Origin of the sequence: Hydrogenophaga sp. ANAO-22 (assembly GCF_042466645.1) — a bacterium.
In the GTDB taxonomy this organism is placed as follows: domain Bacteria; phylum Pseudomonadota; class Gammaproteobacteria; order Burkholderiales; family Burkholderiaceae_C; genus Hydrogenophaga.
In genome coordinates this window covers 1,069,023-1,088,174 of sequence record NZ_CP159956.1, presented here as the reverse complement: position 1 = coordinate 1,088,174, position 19,152 = coordinate 1,069,023, and the positions used below count along the sequence as shown (strand labels likewise).

Genomic DNA, 19,152 nt, shown 5'->3' with positions numbered 1-19,152 from the left:
GGCGGCCCGGCGCTGCGCTCATGGCATCACCGATCCGCCGTTGGGCCCCAGCACCTGGCCGCAGTAGAAGCGCGAGAGGTCGCTGGCGAGGAACAGCGCGGTGGCCGCGATCTCCTCGGGCTCGGCCACGCGGTGCTGCGGGATCGCGAGTTCCTTCTCGATCCATTCCGGGCTCATGTGGGCCAGCGAGACCATGGCGGTGTTCACCGGGCCGGGCGCGATGGCGTTGACGCGGACGCCCTGCGGCGCGAACTCGCGCGCCAGCGAGCGCGTGAGCCCGATCACGCCGGCCTTGGCCGCGCAGTAGGGCGCGTACCGTTCGCGGCCCAGGATGCCCAGGTCGGACGCGAGGTTGACGATGGCGCCGCTGCCCCGCGCCACCATGCCCGGCAGCACGGCGCGCGAGGTGAGGAAGACGGATTTGAGGTCGACGCCGAGCATCCGGTCCCAGTCGGCTTCGGTGGTGTCGAGAAAGGGCTTCTCCTGGATGATGCCGGCGTTGTTGACCAGGATGTGGACTTCGCCCGCTTCGGCCGCGAGGCGCTGCACCGCGTCGGCGCGGCTGACGTCGGCGTCGATCGCGAGCGCCTCGCCGCCGTCGCGTTGAATCGCCTGCACCACGGCCAGTGCGGCCTCGGCCTGCCCAAGGTGGTTGACCACCACGCGCGCGCCGGCCTGCGCGAACAGGATCGCGATGGCGCGACCGATGCCGGTGGCCGCGCCGGTGACCAGCGCGCTCCGGCCCTGAAGGGAGAGCGCGTGTTTCATGCCATCACCTCGCCGTGGCTGGCCACCAGGCACTGCCCGGTGAGCGGGGCCGCGCCGTCGCTGGCGAGGAAGAGAAACACGCCGGCGAGGTCGTCGGGCGTGAGCATCACGGGCCGGGCCTGTTTCGAGAGGATCTCGCGCTCCACCTCGGCCTCGCTGCGGCCCTGTTCCCGCGCCATGGCGGTGAGCGAGCGTAGCGCGGCGGCCGTGCGCACCCAGCCCGGGCAGACCGCGTTGACGCGGATGCCGCGCGGGCCGAGTTCCAGCGCGAGCGAGCGCGTGAGGCCGACCACCGCGTGTTTGCTCGCCGCATACGCGGAGAAACCGGCCACGCCGATGCGGCCCCAGATCGAGCTCTGGTTGATCACGCTCGCGCCACGGGGCAGCAAGGGCAGCAGGGCCTGCGTGAGCCGCACCATGGAGCCCACGTTGTTGTCCAGCAGCGCGGACCAGCGCGCCATGGCCTCGGGCGAGGTGTCGGCCAGCGGCGTGGGGTACTCGGTGCCGGCGTTGTTCACCAGCACGTCCAGCGTGCCCCAGCGCTCGCGCACCTGGGTGGCGATGCGCGCGATCTGTGCCGGGTCGCCCAGGTCGCACACGGCGGCGCTGGCGTCGAGCTCGGCGCTGAGCGCGGGCAGGGCCGTGTCGGCCCGGTCGAGCAGCATGAGCCGCGCGCCCTGCGCGGCGAAGGCCCGCGCCAGCGCGCTGCCGATGCCGCCGGCCGCGCCGGTGACGAGCACGGTCTTGCCTTCCAGGCCGTAGCGGACAGCGGCCATGTCAAACAGCCGTCAGGAACGACACACCGACGGCACCGAGGAAGCCATCGGCGCGGCCCGGCGTGCCCGGTGGCTGCACCGCGCCGTAGTTGCTGGCCAGCACGCGCTTGACACGGTTGAGGTGGAAGCTGCGCAGCAGCTCGCGCACCGTGACCACCTGCGCGTAATCGGTCGGGTACAGCTCGCGGTGGAAGGCCGGCAGGCGGTACCAGGGCGCGGTGGGGCGCTCGTGGTGGGCGTTGTGGAAGCCGAAGTTCAGCCACACCAGGTTGAGCCATTTCGCGTCCAGGCTCACCACGTCGCTGAAGGTGTTGGCCTGCTCGTAGGCGCGGTCGCGAACCTTGTCCTTGGGGATGGGCGTGTCGTCGAGGATGGGGTAGGCGTCGTAGGTGTGCTGGAAACAGTCGGCGAAGCGCAGCACGGTGACGAAGATCAGGTAGGCCAGGGCGTACAGCACCAGCGCCTTGAGCGACCACCAGCCCAGCGCCACCCAGGCGGCGATGCGCACCAGCGCGATGCCGATGACGCGGCCGCGCGCGGCTTTTTTCTTCTCGCCCATGAAGGGCATGGCGATCACGAAGCCGCGCATGACGAACTCCACCGCCGGGATGTACGCCCACTCCAGCGCGAGCACCGTGCGGCGGATGACGTGGCGCGCGCGCAGGAAGGCCTGGGCGTCGAAGGTGATCACGTCGGCGCGCTCCACGTGGTGGCGCATGTGCTTGCGGCGCAGGTCGGCGAAGCTGGCGAAGCAGCTGCCGTTGATCCAGCTCATGAGCGTGCCCCAGCGCTCGTTGGCCTGTGGCGTCTTGAAGATCGCGTAGTGCGCGAACTCGTGGATGAAGTAGGCCGACCACACCAAGGTCTGCGCCACCAGCAGCACGCCCAGCGCGTTGAGCCAGCCGCTGGCCTGGCCGAGCAGGACGATGCCTGCGGGCCAGCCCAGCAGCGTGAAGGCGAGGGCGGCCACGTTGGGCCACACGCCGTCCTCATAGCGGAACACCGATGTCATGGCGGCTTACTTCGCGACCAGGGCCTTGACGAGGCCGGCGTCGAACGTGGCTTCGGTGGCGGGGATCGTGGTGATCTGGCCCTTGGCCTTGAGCAGCTGGGCGATGATGTCGCCGCTGGCGTAGTACGAGGTCGTTTCCTTCGCGGGCAGGAAGGCCTTGGGCATCTCGGCCAGCGGGATGTTGTAGACGCCGGTGAGCTGTTCCTTCACCTCGGCGGCGGACACGCCCATGAACTTGCCGATGATCTTGTGCGCCTCGGCCGGCTTGGCCTTCATGTAGGCCATGCCGTCCAGGTAGGCCTTCATGATGCCGGTGATCTCGGCCGGCTTGGCCTTGATGACCTTGTCGTCGAACACCAGCACGTCGGCGATCAGGCCCGGCGCGTTCTTCGAGGAGAACACCACCTTGAACTTCTTGCCGCCGCCCTGGCCGAGGATCTGCGACAGGCTGGGCTCGTAGGTCACGCCGATGGGCAGCTGGCCCGAGGCCATGGCGGCCGGCACGGCTTCGGGCGTCATGCTCACCGGGGTGATGTCCTTCTCGCTCAGGTTCACCGTCTTGAGCGCGTAGGAGAGCAGGAAGTCGCTCGGCGAGAGCGGGTTGTAGCCGATCTTCTTGCCTTTGAAGTCGGCCACCTTGGTGATGCTGCCGTCGGCCACGATGGCGTCGCCGCCGTTGGAGTAGTCGATGGGCATGACCACCTTCATGGCGCGGCCCGCCGCCACCTGGCCCACCACCTGGTCGTAGGTCAGCATGCCGCCGTCCACCGCGCCCGAGGCGATGGCCGCCGGGATCAGCGCCGGGTCGTTGAAGACCTGCAGCGAGACCTTGAGGTTGTATTTCTTGTAGAGGTCCAGCGCTTCGGCCACGTAGAACGGGCCGTAGCCGATCCACACCACGGTGGCGATCTTCATCGGGGCGGGTGCCTGCGCGAAGGCGCCGGCGGTGGCCAGCGACAGGGCCAGGCCCAGGGCGGGCTTGAGGAAGTGGTGGCGCCGGGAGGGGGATGCAGGGAGGGCGGTGCTGTTCATCAGAGGACTCCATGGGTTGGTGGGACGCGCAGGAAGAACCGATCTGTGATCGTTCTCCCGGGCTTTTGTCCCTCCGTGGAGCCTGCGATGAGGCCGGCACACTCTCGGACCAGACACCACGAGCCATCTCGTGGTCGGAACCCTAGTGCACCTGAGTGCCGAGCTGTCTCGGGGCGGACCCCAGATCGCTCTTCTTGCGCTTGGGGTGTCAGCAGAAAGCGTGCCAGCGGTTTGCGTGGGGTTCGGCCCGGGCGGTGCACCAAAACGAGGGCGAACCGGTGGCGGCCGGTGCATTCGGCGCCGCAGCGCCGCCCCGGCTTGGTGCGAAGCGGTGGCCGCCTGCGCGCGAATGCGCGTTTGTCTGACAGAGGGCGGCGCGGTGCCCTGCCTAGCATGGCTCATGCAGGTACTCACCGTGAACATCCACAAGGGCTACGACGTTTTCAACACCCGTTCCGTGCTGCACGGGCTGCGGGAGGCGGTGCGCGCCATGGGCAGCGACATCGTCTTTCTGCAGGAGGTGAAAGGCGGCAACGGGTCCAGCGCCGCGCAGTACGAGTTCCTGGCCGACGAGATCTGGCCGCAGCACGCCTACGGCCGCAACGCCGTGGCCGAGGGGCTGGACCACGGCAACGCGGTGATGTCGCGCTTTCCGGTGCTGCACAGCGAGAACCACGACCTGTCGATCAACGGTTTCGAGCCGCGCGGCATGCTGCACTGTGTGCTCGATGTGCCGGGCCTGGGGCCCGACATGCACGTGATGTGCGCGCACCTGGGGCTGCGCGAATCGCACCGGCGCCAGCAGCTGGGCATGATCTGCGACATCGTGAGCCGCTATGTGCCGCCGGACTCGCCGCTGGTGGTGGCCGGCGACTTCAACGACTGGCGCCTGCGCGCCGACGGGCTGCTGGCGCCCAGCGGCCTGCGCGAGGTGTTCCGCCACGCGCATGGCCAGCACGCGCGCAGCTTCCCGTCGGGCTTTCCGCTGCTGCGGCTGGACCGCATCTACGTGCGTGGGGTGGCACGCGCCTTGCCCGTTCCCATGCCGCGGCGTCCCTGGGCGCGGCTGTCCGACCACGCACCGCTGGCCGCTGAAATCCACCTGGAGACCGCGCCATGAACTCGCATTGGGTGCCCGGCAACCGGATCACGCTGCTGGAGAACGGCGAAGGCTACTACCCGCCCGTGTTCGAGGCGATCGCCAACGCCGAAAAGGAAGTGCTGCTGGAGACCTTCATCCTGTTCGATGACAAGGTGGGCCGCCAGCTGCACGAGGCGCTCCTCAGCGCCGCGCGGCGCGGGGCGCAGGTGCACGTGCTGGTGGACGGCTGGGGCTCGCCGGACCTGCCGGCCTCGTTCACGCAGCCGCTGCTCGAGGCCGGGGTGCACTTGCGCGCGTTCGAACCGGTGCAGCGCGTGCTGGGCGCGCGCGTCAACCTGCTGCGCCGCATGCACCACAAGATCGTGGTGGTGGACGGCAGGATCGCCTTCGTCGGCGGCATCAACTACTCCATCGACCATCTGATGGAGTTCGGCGAACTCTCCAAGCAGGACTACGCGGTGCAGATCGAAGGCCCGCTGGTGGGCCAGATCCAGGCCTTCTGCCGCGCCAACGTCGAGTCGCCCCAGCCCGCGCGGGGGCAATGGCTGCGGCGCTGGCGCTCGAGCCTGCGCCGCAAAGGCGTGGCCGAGGTGACGGGCGAAGGCGCGCTCGCCGCTTTCGTCACGCGCGACAACAACGAACACCGCAGCGACATCGAACGCCACTACCGCGCGGCGATCCGCAGCGCGCGCCACCGCATCCTGATCGCCAACGCCTATTTCTTCCCCGGTTACCGCTTCCTGCGCGACCTGCGCCGCGCGGCCCGGCGCGGGGTGCAGGTGGATCTCTTCCTGCAGGGCCGTCCCGACATGCTGTGGGTCAAGCGCGCGAGCGAGCTGCTGTACCGCCACCTGATGCGCGCGGGCATCAACATCTACGAGTACAACGAGCGCCCGCTGCACGGCAAGGTGGCGGTGGTGGACAACCTCTGGGCCACTGTGGGTTCCAGCAACCTCGACCCCACCAGCCTGAGCCTGAACCTGGAGGCCAACGTGATCGTGCGCGACGAGGCCTTCGCGCGCCACCTCTGTGGGCGCATCGACGAGCTGCTGCAGACCTGCTGCCAGCGCGTGGAGCTGCCCACGCCGAGCCGGCTGCGGTCGGCCTGGATCGCGGTGCGCAGCATGGTGGTGTTCCACGCGTTGAGGCGCTTCCCGGACTGGACCCGGCAGACCACGGCGCGCGAGCCGCGCGTGGTGGCCATGACCGTCGACCCGGACCCTTCATGAGCGCAGCGCAGGGCCGCCCCCAGGCAAGCTCACACCGCAGTCCGAAGGACGAAGGTGCTTCAGTGAACCCTGCACGGCAGCGCCTCTGGCGGTGGACGAAACGGATCGCGCCGTGGGCCCTGGCCGCGCTGGTGCTGGCCCTGGTGGCGCAGCAGGCCCGCGCGGTGGACTGGCCGCAGGTGTGGGTGTCGCTGCGGCAGCTCTCGGCGGGGCGGCTGGCGATGGCGGCCGGCCTCGCGGCGCTGAGCTATGGGGTCTACGCCGGCTTCGATCTGGTGGGGCGCCACCTGACGCGGCACGGCCTGTCGGTGCCGCGCACGCTGGGCACGGCGGCCATCAGCTACGCCTTCAACCTCAACTTCGGCGCGCTGGTGGGCGGCTTCGCGATGCGGCTGCGCCTGTACACGCGCTGGGGCGTGGCTGCGGCCACGGTGGCCAAGGTGATCGCGCTGAGCATGACGACCAACTGGCTGGGCTACCTGTGGGTGAGCGGCGGTGTGTTGCTGTGGTCACCGCCCACGTTGCCGGGTGGGTGGGCGCCGGGCGACACCGTGCTGCGCGCCCTCGGCGCGGCGATGGTGGCGCTGGCGTCGGCCTACCTGGTGCTGTGCGCGGTCTCGCGCCCCCGCACGCTGAAGTGGCGCGAGCACGAACTGGCGCTGCCCGGCGGCCGCCTGGCCCTGGTGCAGGCGCTGGCCGGCGGCGCGAGCTGGCTGCTGATGGGCACCATCGTGTGGGTGCTGTTCGAGGGGCGGGTTGATTTCGCCCTCGTGCTGGGTGCGCTGCTGATGGCCGCCGTGGCCGGCGTGATCACGCACGTGCCGGCCGGCCTGGGGGTGCTGGAGGCGGTGTTCGTGGCCACGCTGGGCGGCGTGTTGCCCGCCACCGAGGTGCTCGCGGTGGTGCTGGCCTACCGGGCGGCCTACTACCTGCTGCCGCTCGCCCTGGCGCTGCCGGCCTACGCCTGGAGCGAGGCCGCGGCGCGGCGCGGCGGCGCCGCCGCCCGGGGCCGCCAGGGCGTCAAGGACTCAGGCCCGGCCCTTCGACGGAGCGGCCGACCGACGTGAGGCTGCTGTGATCGGCCACCGGTGCCCGCGCCGGGGCCGTGGGGCCGAACCAACGGCGCAAGGGCGCCGGGCCGGCCAGGGAATGGGCATCGAGCAGCAGGGCGTGGGCCATGGCCGCCTGGCAGACGTCGTCGAGTTCGCTCGCGAACGCCGCATCGAGCACGAGCAGCTGCGCCGCATCGATCACGTCGCCGCTGTGCCAGCCCGAGCCGCCGTCGATCGCCACGCTGGACCACACGCCGTCCACGGTGCTGTGCGCTGGCAGGGGCTGGCTGCCGTCCGCCTGGTACAGCCAGGCGCCGGCCCGCATGAGTTCGGCGCAGCTCGCGCGCCAGGGCCAGGCGTGGGGCGCGCCGCCGTGCTGCAGCAGCACCGACACATTGACGCCCCGGCCGGCCGCGCCGGCGATGGCCTGCACCAGCCGGCGCGAGGGCGCGCGCCGCGCCAGGGCGATGAAGACGCTGAAGCGCGCCGTTTCCACGGCACCGATGAGCGGGCAGCCGGCGGCCGGGGCGGGCTGCGCCGATCCCGCGCGCGTGGCGATGCCCATGCGCTGGCGCCCCGCGAGCGCGATGGGCGGAAAGTGCTGCGGCGGTGGCGCGGGCAGGCGGGGTTCGGCGGTCCTCCAGCCGTCCAGGAAGAGCCGCTGCACGCGCTGGACGATGGGGCCGCGCACGCGCAGGTGCGGGCCCTGAGCCCCCGCGCCGGTGGATGGCGAACCCGGGCCGCACCAGGCTGTGCGGCCATCCACCACCGCCAGCTGCCGCTGCATGGACTGGAAGCGCTGCGCCACCCAGCCGCTGAGGCCGCCGGGCCGTTCGAGGATGCGCACGGTGGCGCCGGCCCGGCGCAGCGGGCCCAGCTCGGCTTCCTGGCGCGGGTTGGCGGCCAGCACCTGCACGCGCACGCCCTGACGGCACAGCGCCACCAGCCGATGGAGCAGGCCGTCCTGCGGTTCGCCCACCTCGAGCAGGGCGGCGTCCAGGTTGATGTGGTCGCGCGCGCCGATCAGCGTCTCCACCAGCGCGGCGCGCGCCGCCCTCGCATCGCCGAGCACCTCGGCGTGGTTGCCGCCGAGCAGGGGTTCGCCCAGGCGGCGCACCAGTTCGTGGGCATGGGCCACGTGCGCGGGGACGGGTGGGGCGGGGAAGGACAGGCTCATGGTGGCGTGGGCTTGGGGTGGCGACCTGCGCCTGGGGCAAACAGCGTGCCCGGCGCCGGCGCGCGCGTCGCGGCACCCACAGCGGGAACGCGTTTTGCCCAACCAGCCGTGGATGCCGAGGGCCGGCGAACGGCGCCCGCATCCGTTTCATGCATCCGATCATTGAAAGGACACACCCATGGCACAACAGGACAACCGGAACCGCCAGCGGGGCGGTTACCAGCAAGAGGCTTTCAGCTCGCAAAACCGCCAGCAAGGCGGCGGGTACGAGTCGCCGCGCCAACCGCAGGGCGACCACGGTTGGGGTCGCGATGACGCCTGGCAGGGCGGCAGCGACTGGCGCCGTGAACAACAACGCGACCTTGGCAGTTTCCGCGATGAGGACACGTCGTACGGCCAGGGCGGCTACGGTCGGCGCGACCAGGACGACCGCTACGGCCACGGCGGCTCCGGCCCATACCGCGGTGACGCGCCTCGGTACGGCCAGTACGGACTGCGCGACAACGACGACGACCGCTATGGCCAGCACGGCGGGTCCGGCCGGGAGCAGCGCGAGCGATTCAACCAGCCCAGCGGCCTGGACCGCGACTACCGGGGTGCCGGTTACGCCGGCCCCGGGGGGTACGGCGGTGGCATGGGCAGCAGCTACAGCGGCTCGCAGTCCGGCTACAGCGGTCGAGGCGACCCGCAGGAGCAGCAGTTCGACCCGGACTACAGCCAATGGCGCCGTGAGCAGATGCGCGCACTGGACGACGACTACAACCAGTGGCGCCAGGACCGCTTCAAGAAGTTCTCCGACGAGTTCTCCACCTGGCGTTCCAGCCGCCAGCAGACCGCCGGCACGGGCAAGAACGAGAGCGGGTCACCGCCGTCGGGCAAGCAGAACAAGGACAACAGCTGACGCCGCTGGCGCCTGAAGCCGGGAGAGGCCCGCGAGCGCCTCGCCCGGCTTTTTTCAGATCGCGTCCACGCTGCCGGTGACGGGCAGGACCACGCCCGTGATGTAGCCCGAGCAGCAGGGCGAGGCCAGAAAGACGTAGGCCGGCGAAAGCTCCTCGGGCTGGGCGGCGCGCTGGAAGTCGGTCTTTTCGCCGAAATCCTTCACTTTCCCGGCCGGCTGATCGCGCGGGTTGAGCGGGGTCCAGACCGGGCCGGGCGCGACGGCGTTGACCCGGATGCCGCGCGGCAGCAGGTTGCTCGCCAGCGATTTGGTGAAGGCGTGGATGGCCCCTTTGGTGGCGGCGTAGTCCAGCAGGTGGGCGCTGCCGCGCAGGCCGGTGACCGAACCGGTGTTGATGATGCAGGCGCCTTCCTTCAGGTGGGGCAGGGCGGCGCGTGTCATGCGGAAGTAGCCGCCCAGGTTGGTGTCCCAGGTTTCCTTCAGCCGCTCGTCGTCGATGTCCTCGATGGATTCGGCGTGCTTCTGGAACGCCGCGTTGTTCACCAGGATGTCCAGCCTGCCGAAAGCCTTCACGGTTTCGTTCACCGCTGCCTCGCACCAGGCTGGGTCCTTCACGTCGCCCTGCAGCACCAGGCATTGCCGGCCTTCGGCCTCCACATGGCGCCGGGTTTCCTCGGCGTCTTCCGAGGACGAGAGGTAGGCGATCGCCACGTCGGCGCCCTCGCGCGCGAAAAGCACCGCCACCGCCCGGCCGATGCCGGAGTCGCCGCCGGTGATCAGCGCCGCCTGTCCCTGCAGCTTCTGGCTGCCCAAATAGTCGGGCGCCAGGAACCGAGGCCGCAATTCCAGATCAGACTCCTGGTCGTCCGCATCGAGGTGCTGTTCGGGCATTTTCGTGGGCTGGGCCCGCGCACCGGTCTGGGGCGGGCGTTTCTTCGCAGCGGGGGCGCGTTTCTTGCGCTGGTCGCGGCGGTCCTGCTCTGCATGGATGGATGCCTGTTTTTCGAGTGTGCGGCTGCTGGCCATGGGCGTGCTCCCGGTGGGGGTTGAAAGGGCTCGGCGAATCCTTGCGGGGCAGGGCGCGTGCCAACGGACCGCCGGGAAGCGGTATCGGCCGGCGGAAGAATCTGCCGCAAACGGGTTTGACGTTTTTGCGGTTTTTCTCGGAACCGGGCTTTTTTGGAGCGCTTCGAGTGCGTTTACATTCCAGACATGTTTGCATGCGCACAATGGCATGTTGCGACCGCAACTGCCGCTTGCCCCGCCGCGTCTCCACCCCACAGCCCGCCCCGACTTCCATGCCATTGACCTTCGCTGCATCCGATGAGCCACGCCGGGTGCCCCCCGTCGCCCTGTCCGCCACCGCTCCCTCTCCGGTTCGACAGCGTCCCGGCGCACGGCGCTGGACCTTGGCCCTGGTGGGGGCGGCGGTGCTCGCGCTGGCCGCCTGCGGTGACAAGAAGGCGCCCGCCGCCGCCCCGGCCGCCCCCAGCGTCGGCTACCTGACGGTGGTGGTGCAGGCCCAGGGGCTGAGCACCGAGCTGGCCGGCCGCACCCGGGCCTCGCAGAGCGCGGAAGTGCGGCCCCAGGTCTCGGGCATCCTGCAGAAGCGGCTGTTCACCGAGGGCTCGGTGGTCAAGGCCGGGCAGCCGCTGTACCAGATCGACGCGCGCACGCTGGAAGCCACCGTCAAGAGCGCCGAGGCGGCCCTGGCCAAGTCGCGCGCCTCCGCGCAGACCGCGCGCACCAACGCCGAGCGCAACGCCGAGCTGGTGAAGATCGACGCCATCAGCCGCCAGGTGTTCGACGAAAGCCAGGCCCAGGTGGCCCAGTCGGCCGCCGACGTGGCCGTGGCCCAGGCGGCGCTGGAAAACGCCCGCATCAACCTGCAGTACAGCCGCATCGTGGCCCCATCGGCGGCCAGATCGACCTCTCCGCGGTGCTGCCCGGTTCGCTGGTCACCGCCAACCAGGCCCAGGCGCTGACCACCATCAGCCAGCTCGACCCCATTCATGTGGACATCACGCAGTCCAGCTCGGAGCTGCTCGAGCTGCGGCGCCAGTGGCAGGCCGGCACCTTCGGCAAGGTCGAGGCCGGCGGCGCCCCGGTGCGCCTGGCGCTGGAAGACGGCAGCCGCTACCCGCACGCGGGCAAGCTGCAGTTCACCGGCGCCACCGTGAGCCAGACCACCGGCGCCATCACCCTGCGCGCGGTGTTCCCCAACCCCGACCGCCTGCTGATGCCCGGCATGTACGTGCGCGCGCGCCTGTCCACCGGCGAGGCCAGCGACGCCATCGTGCTGCCGCAGCAGGCGGTGCAGCGCGACCCGGCCGGCAAGCCCAGCGTGCAGCTGCTCAACGCCGACAACAAGATCGAGAAGCGGCCGATCCGGCTGGGCCAGGCCCTGGGCGCCCAGTGGCTGGTGCTCGAAGGCCTGAAGGCGGGCGACCGCGTGATGGTCGAGGGCTTCCAGAAGGCCCGCGTCGGCCAGACCGTGACGCCGCTGGCGATGCGCGTGGAAGGCAACCGCGTGGTGGAGGACAAGCCCACCGCGTCCACCGGGCAGGGCGGACCCGCCGGGCAGGGCGGCCAGGCGGGCCAGCTCCCGGCGGCTTCCGCCCCACCCAAGCCCTGAGCGCGACCCACGGGCCACCCCCGACCGGGTGAGCCCGGCCCCCTTCGAGCAAACCGGACTCCACACGCAGCACCATGGCCCACTTCTTCATTCACCGTCCCGTTTTCGCCTGGGTGCTGTCCATCGTGGTCATGCTCGCGGGGTTCATGTCCATCTTCACCCTGCCGCTGGAGCAGTACCCCGACATCGCGCCCCCGCGCGTCTCGATCAACACCATCTACACCGGCGCCTCGGCCGAGACCGTGGCCGACTCCGTCACCCAGGTGATCGAGCAGCAGCTCAAGGGCATCGACAACGTGCTCTACATGAGCTCGACCAGCGACTCCGCCGGCCGCTCGCGCACGCAGCTGACCTTCGCCCCCGGCACCGACATCGACGTGGCCCAGGTGCAGGTGCAGAACAAGCTGCAGACGGCCATGAACCGGCTGCCCGAGGCGGTGAAGAGCCGGGGCGTGTTCGTGAACAAGGGCGGTCAGGACAACCTGATGACCTACGTCTTCACCTCGCCCGACCCCACGGTCACGCAGGTGGCGATCGGTGACTACATCACCAGCAACGTGGTCGACGTGATCTCGCGCATCGACGGCGTGGGCGACGTGAGCGTGTTCGGCACCAGCTACGCCATGCGCATCTGGATGGACCCGGGCAAGCTGGAGCAGTTCGCGCTGATGCCCTCGGACATCGTCTCGGCGCTGAACTCGCAGAACGCCCAGGTCTCCGCCGGTCAGCTCGGCGCGCTGCCCGCGGTGAAGGACCAGATGCTCAACGCCACCATCACGGCGCGCACCAAGCTCAAGACGGTGGACGAATTCCGCGGCATCGTGCTCAAGGCCGCCGCCGACGGTTCGCTCGTCACCGTGGGCGACGTCGCCCGCGTCGAGCTGGACGCCGACAACCTGACGGTGAAGTCCCGCCTGAACAACCAGCCCGGCGCCGGCCTGGGCATCGTGCTGGCCGACGGCGCCAACGCCATGGCCGTGGCCACGGCGGTCAACGCCAAGATGGCCGAACTCGCGCCCTTCTTCCCCGACGGCATCACCGGCGTCATCAGCTCCGACACCACGCCCTATGTGCGCGCCTCCATCAAGGAAGTGGCCGTCACCCTGGCCGAGGCCATGGTGCTGGTGGTGATCGTGATGTTCATCTTCCTGCAGAACCTGCGCGCCACGCTGATCCCCGCCATCGCCGTGCCGGTGGTGCTGCTGGGCACCTTCGGCGTGCTCTCGGTGCTCGGGTACTCCATCAACATGCTCACCATGTTCGCCATGGTGCTGGCCATCGGCCTGCTGGTGGACGATGCGATCGTGGTGGTGGAAAACGTCGAGCGCGTGATGCACCAGGAGGGTCTGCCCGCGAAGGAGGCCACCATCAAGTCCATGGCCGAGATCACACCCGCGCTGGTGGGCATCGGCCTCACACTCTCGGCGGTGTTCATCCCCATGGCCTTCTTCTCGGGCTCGGTGGGCGTGATCTACCGGCAGTTCTCGGTCGCCATCGTCTCGGCCATGGCGTTCTCGGTGCTGGTGGCGCTCTCGCTCACGCCGGCCCTGTGCGCCACCATCCTCAAACCCACCGAGCACCTGCACGAGGGCGCGCCCGCTCGCAAAGGCATGCTGGGCTGGGTGGACCGCTTCTTCCGCTGGTTCAACGCCGGCTTCGACCGCAACTCCACCCGCTACCAGGGCGCGGTGCGCCAGCTGCTGCTGCGCAGCAAGCGCGTGATGCTGCTGTTCGCGCTGCTCGTCTGCGGCGTGGTGTTCCTGTTCCAGAAGCTGCCCACCTCCTTCCTGCCGGTGGAAGACCAGGGCTTCATCACCGCCAGCGTGACGCTGCCGGCCGGCTCGTCGGACGCGCAGCTCGAAACCGTGCTGCAGGACATCACCCGCTACTTCAACGCCCAGCCCGACGTGCTGCGCGTCAACTCGCTGGCGGGCAACAGCGGCAACCAGAGTTCGGGCACCATCTTCGTGCGCCTCAAACCCTGGGACGAGCGCCCCAACCCCGAGCAGAGCGCCGAAGCCATCTCGCGCAAGGCCACGCGCGACCTCTCGCGCATCCGCGCCGCTCGCATCTTCGTCTCCATGCCACCGGCCGTGCGCGGCCTGGGCTCGGACGCCGGCGTGAACTTCATGCTCAAGGACATCAACGGCCTGGGCAACGAGGCGCTGCGGGCGGCCAAGGACCGCGTGGTCGAGCTGGCCGGCCAGCACCCCTCGCTGACCAACATGCGCACCACCGACTTCGACGTGACCTCCGAACTCAAGGTGGTGATCGACGACCGCAAGGCCGCCGCGCTGGGCCTGTCCACCAACGACATCAACAACGTGCTCTCCAGCGCCGTCGGCGGCTCCTACGTCAACGACTTCGTGCACAACGGCCGCGTCAAGCGCGTCTACGTGCAGGGCGACGCGCCCTACCGCATGCTGCCGCAAGACATCGGCAAGTGGACGGTTCGCAACCGCAACGGCGAGATGGTGCCGCTGGCGGCCTTCACCTCCACCACCTGGACCAGCAGCGCGCCCCAGCTGCTGCGCTACAACGGCTCGCCGGCCATGGAGATGATCGCCAACACGGCGCCCGGCGTGAGCTCGGGCGATGCGATGCGCGCGGTCGAGTCCATCATGGCCGAGATGCCGGTGGGCATCGGCTACGAATGGACGGGTGCGTCCCTGCAGGAGCGCCAGTCGGGCGCGCAGGCGCCGCTGCTGTACGCCATCTCCATCCTGTTCGTGTTCCTGTGCTTGGCCGCGCTCTATGAAAGCTGGAGCGTGCCGTTCTCGGTCATCCTCGCGGTGCCGTTGGGCATCGTCGGTGCCTTGCTGGCCACGTACTTCCGGGGCATGTCCAACGACGTGTACTTCCAGGTGGGGCTGTTGACCACCGTGGGGCTGGCGTCCAAGAACGCCATCCTGATCGTGGAGTTCGCGGTGCAGCTGCAGGACCAGGGCCGCAGCATCTTCGACGCCACGCTGGAGGCGGTGCGCCGGCGCCTGCGCCCCATCCTGATGACCTCGCTGGCCTTCGGCTTCGGCGTGCTGCCGCTCGCGCTGGGCACCGGCCCGGGCGCGGCCAGCCGCCAGGCCATCGGCACCGCCGTGCTCGGTGGCACCGTGCTGTCCACCTCGCTGGGCCTGTTCTTCGTGCCCGTGTTCTTCCTGCTGGTGCGCAGCTGGGTGCAGCGCAGGCGCGCGAAGGCCGCCGCCGCCGTGCCGCCCCTGGCCACGCCCGCGCTGTCGCACCAAGGAGGAGAGGCGTGATGCATCCCATGACGACCCCCCCCTTCCAGCGGGCCGCCACCGTCGGCGCCTTGCTCCTGTTGCTGGCCGGTTGCGCCGTGCAACCCCCGGCCAAGCCCGACGTGCAAGGCGTGGTCGCCCCCACGCTGGGCCAGCCGCTGGCCGTGGTGGACGCCAGCGCCGCCGCCGTGCAGACCTCGCAGCGCCTGGCCTGGGTGCAGCACCCGGGCCTGCGCCAGTCGATCGCGCAGGCGCTCACCCACAACCGCGACCTGCGCGTGGCCCTGTCCAACATCGAGCGCGCCCGCGCGCAGTACGGCATCACCAGCGCGGCCCAGCTGCCCACCGTGGCCGCCACCGCGCAGGGCAGCCGCAGCCGCACCGCGGCCGACCTCGCCAGCAATGGCCAGTCCACCACCTCCACGCAGTACACCGCGCAGCTCGCCATCACCAGCTTCGAACTCGATTTCTGGGGCCGCGTGCGCAACCTCAACGAAGCGGCGCTGCAGCAGTTCCTGCAGTCGGAGGAAAACCAGCGCAACGTGCGCATCACGCTGGTGGCCGACGTCACCAACGCCTGGCTCAACCTGGCCGCCAACGAAGCCCGCCTGACCCTGGCGCGCGACACCCTGGCCGGCCGCGAAAAGGCCTACCAGCTCACCGAGCGCATCCACCAGCTGGGGGGCACCTCGGGCCTGGTGCTGGCGCAGAACCGCATCACCGTGGAAACCGCGCGCGGCGACGTGGCCGCCTTCACGGCCCAGGTCGCCAAGGACCGCAACGCCCTCGAAGCCCTGGTGGGCAGCGGCCTGAGCCGCGAATGGCTGCCCACCGCCGAGACCCTGCGCGCCGAGCCGGCGGCCGCGCCCGCCGCGCTGATGGCGCTGCCGGCCGAATTGCCGTCGTCCTTGCTGCTCGAGCGCCCCGACGTGCGCGCCTCCGAATACAACCTGCAGGCCTTGTCGGCCAACGTGGCGGCGGCGCGCGCCGCGCTGTTCCCCACCATCAGCCTGAGCACCAGCATCGGCACCGGCAGCCGCGAGCTGGACAACCTGTTCGGCAGCGGCAACAACACCTGGAGCTTCGTGCCGCAGATCCGCTGGCCCATCTTCGACGGCGGCGCCGCGCGCGCCTCGGTCGACGTGGCCCAGGCCAACCGCGACATCGCGGTGGCCCAGTACGAAAAAGCCATCCAGACCGCGTTTCGCGAAGCCTCGGACGCGCTGGCCGAACGCGCGCAATGGGAGGCCCGCCTGGCGGCGCAGCAGGCCGTGGTGGACGCCAACGCGCGCGCCTTCGAACTCTCCGAAGCGCGCTTCACCTCGGGCGTGGACAACTACCTCACCGTGCTCGACGCGCAACGCGGCCTGTACGCCGCGCAGCAGGCCTTGATCGCCTTGCGGCAGTCCGAACAGGCCAACCGCGTGGCACTGTGGAAGGTGCTGGGCGGCAACCTCGCGCCGGCGTCCTGAGGCGGACGGCAGGGCCTTGGGTCTGCCGCGCACGCAGGCCCAAGGGTTTTGTGTGTCAAATCATTGTTAATCGGCTTGCGCCGGCCGCCGCTGCTGCTTATCTTCTCGAGCCTCTCGACTCGCCTCCAAGCAGCATGAAAAACAGCAACCTGAAAAAATGGTCCGCCGAGTTCCTCGGCACGTTCTTGCTCACGTTCGGCGGCTGCGGCAGCGCGGTGCTGGCGGCGGCCTTTCCTCAGCTGGGCATCGGCTTCACCGGCGTCTCGCTGGCTTTCGGCCTCACGGTGCTGACCGGCGCCTACGCCTTCGGGCCCATCTCCGGCGGCCACTTCAATCCGGCGGTCTCGCTGGGCCTCGCACTGGGTGGCCGCTTCCGCGCGGCCGAGTTGCCGGGCTACGTGGTCTCGCAGGTGCTGGGCGCCGTGGCCGCGGCCGGCGTGTTGTACCTCATCGCCACCGGCAAGCCGGGCTTTGAAGTGGGCGGTTTCGCGACCAATGGCTTTGGCGAGCACTCGCCCGGCGGCTACGACATGACGGCCGCGCTGCTGACCGAAGTGGTGCTCACCGCCGTGTTCCTGCTCGTCATCCTCGGCGCCACCGCGAAACGCGCGGCCGCCGGCTTCGGCGGCCTGGCCATCGGCCTGTGCCTGACCCTGATCCACCTGATCTCGATCCCGGTGACCAACACCTCGGTCAACCCGGCGCGCAGCACCGGCCCGGCGCTGTTCGGCCCGTCCATCGCGCTGGATCAACTCTGGCTGTTCTGGCTGGCGCCCCTGGTCGGTGCGGCGATCGGTGCGCTGATCTGGCGCGCTCTGCTGGCCGACGGCGACGAAGGCTGAGCCTTCTTCCTCTTGCGGCGCGACAGCAGGCGCAGCAGCGCGCTTTCGGTGGTGCCGCCGGCTTTCTCTTCTTTCCTCGCCGGGCCGTCGAGCACGGCCTGCAGCACCGCCGGGTGGATGTAGAAGCGGCGGCACACCGCCTGCGTGTTGCCGATCTGCCGGGCGACCTGGCGCACCACTTCGACCACGGTGGCGCGCGTGGGCGCCACCGCGTCCCCGGGCACCGATGGCGTCACCCCGGCGGTCAGTTCCAGCGCGAGCACGCTGGCGTGCCAGGTGCGGAAATCCTTGGCCGTGAAGCCGTGGCCGCTGACGCGGCGCAGGTATTGGTTGACGTGTTGTGAGCGCACCGGTCGGCGCCGCCCGGCGTCGTCGATGTACTGGAACAGGTGCTGCCCGGGCAACTCCTGGCAGCGCTGCACGATGCGGGCGGTGGCCGGGTCGGTGAGCCGCGCGGTCTGCTCCACGCCGCTCTTGCCCCGGAAGCGGATCTCCAGGCTGGCCGCGCGCGTGCGCACATGCCGGTCGCGCAGCGTGGTCAGGCCGAACGAACCGTTCTCCGTCGCGTAGGCCTCATTGCCCACGCGCAGCGCGGTGCGGTCCAGCAAGCGCACGATGGCGGCCACCACGGTGTCCTGCGTCAGTTCGCGGCTGCGCAGGTCGCGCGTCACCGCGCGGCGGATGCGCGGCAGGGTGCGGCCGAACTCGCGCATGCGGTCGAACTTCTGCTGCTCGCGCCGCGCCTGCCACTCGGCGTGGTAGCGGTATTGCTTGCGGCCCCGCGCATCGCGCCCCGTGGCCTGCAGGTGGCCGCGCGCGCTGGGGCAGATCCACACCTCGGTGTAGGCGGGCGGAATCGCCAGGCGCTTGATGCGGTCCAGCTGCGCGGCGTCGCGGATCGCGCGCCCGGTGGCGCTCACATAGGCAAAGCCCTTGCCTCGGCGCACGCGGGTCCAGCCGGGGGTGTCGTCCTGCGCATAGGTGAGTGGGGCGGGCATGCCGCCAGTGTCCGCGCCCCGCGCGCGGCGCGTGTCGGCGCCGTCCGTATGGTGTGTAGGAAGGGGCCGTCAGCCCCGGCCCACGAAAGGCATCTGGCTGGCCATCACCGTCATGTTGAGCACGTTGGTGGACAGCGGCAGGCCCGCCATGTAGCGCACGGCCTCGGCCACGTGCGCCACGTCCATCATGGGTTCGGTGGCCATGGTGCCGTTGGCCTGGCGCACGCCCTGCGTCATGCGGGCCGAGAGCTCGGTCAGCGCGTTGCCGATGTCGATCTGGCTGCACACGATGTTGTAGGGCCGGCCGTCCAGCGCGATGGTCTTGGTCAGGCCCAGCACCGCGTGCTTGCTCGCCGTGTAGGGGCAGCTGAACGGGCGGGGCGCGTGGGCCGAGATCGAGCCGTTGTTGATGATGCGCCCACCCTGCGGGGTCTGCCGGCGCATCAGGCCGAAGGCGGCGCGCGCGCAGAGGTAGACGCCGGTCACGTTGGTGTCGATCACGTCCTTCCAGCGCTCGACCGGCAGCTCGTCCATGGGCACGGCCGGGGCGTTCACGCCCGCGTTGTTGAACAGCACGTCGAGCCGCCCATAGCGCTGTTCGATCTGATCGAACAGCGCCTGCACGCTGTGCTCGTCCCGCACGTCGGCGGGGATGGCGACCGCGTTGGGCCCACCCGCTTGCGCCACCGCCGCCAGCGGCTCGGGGCGGCGCCCGGTGAGCACGACGTGGTAACCGTCCTTCAACAAGCCGAGCGCCACGGCGCGGCCGATGCCGCTGCCCGCGCCGGTGACCAGGGCGATCTTGGAAGTTGTCTCTGAAGCCATGCGAATCCTTGGGGGGTGGAGGTGGAGGGGGCGAAGGCCATGTTAATCGGCGGTCCGGGCGCTCCATCACCCGGGCTCCGGGAAAACCCCGGTGC

General features: G+C 70.3%; 15 protein-coding genes, 1 pseudogene and 1 riboswitch. Of the genes and pseudogenes, 8 read left to right on the top strand and 8 right to left on the bottom strand.

Going from position 1 to position 19,152, the window contains the following annotated elements:
• Positions 1-18: 18 nt before the first annotated feature.
• From ABSY19_RS05060 to ABSY19_RS05045, 4 genes are read right to left on the bottom strand one after another with little or no spacing between them, the layout of a single operon-like run.
• Positions 19-768: an SDR family NAD(P)-dependent oxidoreductase gene (locus ABSY19_RS05060; RefSeq protein ID WP_382159720.1), complete on the bottom strand. Its 750-nt coding sequence runs from the start codon at positions 766-768 to the stop codon at positions 19-21.
• The gene (locus tag ABSY19_RS05055; protein ID WP_382159717.1) at positions 765-1,544 is read right to left on the bottom strand and encodes an SDR family NAD(P)-dependent oxidoreductase; all 780 of its coding nucleotides are present in this window, start codon (positions 1,542-1,544) and stop codon (positions 765-767) included. The genes ABSY19_RS05060 and ABSY19_RS05055 overlap by 4 nt, the downstream gene beginning before the upstream one ends.
• Before the next feature lies 1 nt (position 1,545).
• Positions 1,546-2,556, bottom strand: coding sequence for a fatty acid desaturase family protein (locus ABSY19_RS05050; RefSeq protein WP_382159715.1), 1,011 nt, complete (start codon positions 2,554-2,556; stop codon positions 1,546-1,548).
• 6 nt (positions 2,557-2,562) lie between these two features.
• Positions 2,563-3,588: an ABC transporter substrate-binding protein gene (locus ABSY19_RS05045; protein ID WP_382159713.1), complete on the bottom strand. Its 1,026-nt coding sequence runs from the start codon at positions 3,586-3,588 to the stop codon at positions 2,563-2,565.
• Positions 3,589-3,640: 52 nt separating this feature from the next.
• A riboswitch (guanidine-I (ykkC/yxkD leader) is annotated at positions 3,641-3,745 on the bottom strand.
• A gap of 243 nt (positions 3,746-3,988) precedes the next feature.
• Between ABSY19_RS05045 and ABSY19_RS05040 the strand changes: the two genes are divergently transcribed.
• The 3 genes from ABSY19_RS05040 to ABSY19_RS05030 all read left to right on the top strand — a co-directional run bounded on the left by ABSY19_RS05040 (position 3,989) and on the right by ABSY19_RS05030 (position 6,986).
• Entirely contained in the window at positions 3,989-4,708 is a 720-nt protein-coding gene (locus ABSY19_RS05040; protein ID WP_382159710.1) for an endonuclease/exonuclease/phosphatase family protein, read from the top strand.
• Positions 4,705-5,919, top strand: coding sequence for a cardiolipin synthase ClsB (clsB, locus tag ABSY19_RS05035; RefSeq protein ID WP_382159707.1), 1,215 nt, complete (start codon positions 4,705-4,707; stop codon positions 5,917-5,919). Before ABSY19_RS05040 ends, clsB begins: the two co-directional genes overlap by 4 nt.
• Positions 5,920-5,981: 62 nt before the next feature.
• Complete coding sequence (locus tag ABSY19_RS05030) at positions 5,982-6,986, top strand: lysylphosphatidylglycerol synthase domain-containing protein (protein WP_382159705.1); 1,005 nt, start codon at positions 5,982-5,984, stop codon at positions 6,984-6,986.
• On the opposite strand, the gene ABSY19_RS05025 is transcribed toward ABSY19_RS05030, so the two are convergent.
• The gene (locus tag ABSY19_RS05025) at positions 6,940-8,148 is read right to left on the bottom strand and encodes a phosphatidylserine/phosphatidylglycerophosphate/cardiolipin synthase family protein (protein WP_382159702.1); all 1,209 of its coding nucleotides are present in this window, start codon (positions 8,146-8,148) and stop codon (positions 6,940-6,942) included. The genes ABSY19_RS05030 and ABSY19_RS05025 overlap by 47 nt on opposite strands.
• A gap of 178 nt (positions 8,149-8,326) precedes the next feature.
• Here ABSY19_RS05025 and ABSY19_RS05020 point away from each other — a divergent pair, with 178 nt between their 5' ends.
• Positions 8,327-9,049: a hypothetical protein gene (locus ABSY19_RS05020; protein WP_382159699.1), complete on the top strand. Its 723-nt coding sequence runs from the start codon at positions 8,327-8,329 to the stop codon at positions 9,047-9,049.
• Positions 9,050-9,103: 54 nt separating this feature from the next.
• Here ABSY19_RS05020 and ABSY19_RS05015 read toward each other — a convergent pair whose 3' ends face one another.
• Positions 9,104-10,075 (bottom strand): SDR family oxidoreductase, encoded by a 972-nt coding sequence (locus ABSY19_RS05015; RefSeq protein ID WP_382159696.1) that lies wholly within the window; start codon positions 10,073-10,075, stop codon positions 9,104-9,106.
• Here ABSY19_RS05015 and ABSY19_RS05010 point away from each other — a divergent pair.
• From ABSY19_RS05010 to aqpZ, 4 genes and pseudogenes are all read left to right on the top strand, one after another.
• A pseudogene (locus ABSY19_RS05010) lies at positions 10,042-11,684 on the top strand (efflux RND transporter periplasmic adaptor subunit). The gene ABSY19_RS05015 and the pseudogene ABSY19_RS05010 overlap by 34 nt on opposite strands.
• A gap of 74 nt (positions 11,685-11,758) precedes the next feature.
• The gene (locus ABSY19_RS05005; protein ID WP_382159694.1) at positions 11,759-14,941 is read left to right on the top strand and encodes an efflux RND transporter permease subunit; all 3,183 of its coding nucleotides are present in this window, start codon (positions 11,759-11,761) and stop codon (positions 14,939-14,941) included.
• An 8-nt stretch (positions 14,942-14,949) separates the two neighbouring features.
• Positions 14,950-16,392, top strand: coding sequence for an efflux transporter outer membrane subunit (locus ABSY19_RS05000; RefSeq protein WP_382159691.1), 1,443 nt, complete (start codon positions 14,950-14,952; stop codon positions 16,390-16,392).
• A gap of 134 nt (positions 16,393-16,526) precedes the next feature.
• Entirely contained in the window at positions 16,527-17,234 is a 708-nt protein-coding gene (aqpZ, locus tag ABSY19_RS04995) for an aquaporin Z (protein ID WP_382159688.1), read from the top strand.
• On the opposite strand, the gene ABSY19_RS04990 is transcribed toward aqpZ, so the two are convergent.
• Positions 17,141-18,232, bottom strand: a complete 1,092-nt coding sequence (locus ABSY19_RS04990; protein ID WP_382159685.1) for a DNA topoisomerase IB — start codon at positions 18,230-18,232, stop codon at positions 17,141-17,143. The two genes, aqpZ and ABSY19_RS04990, sit on opposite strands and share 94 nt — an antisense overlap.
• Before the next feature lie 69 nt (positions 18,233-18,301).
• The gene (locus ABSY19_RS04985; RefSeq protein WP_382159682.1) at positions 18,302-19,057 is read right to left on the bottom strand and encodes an SDR family oxidoreductase; all 756 of its coding nucleotides are present in this window, start codon (positions 19,055-19,057) and stop codon (positions 18,302-18,304) included.
• Between the last annotated feature and the right edge of the window lie 95 nt (positions 19,058-19,152).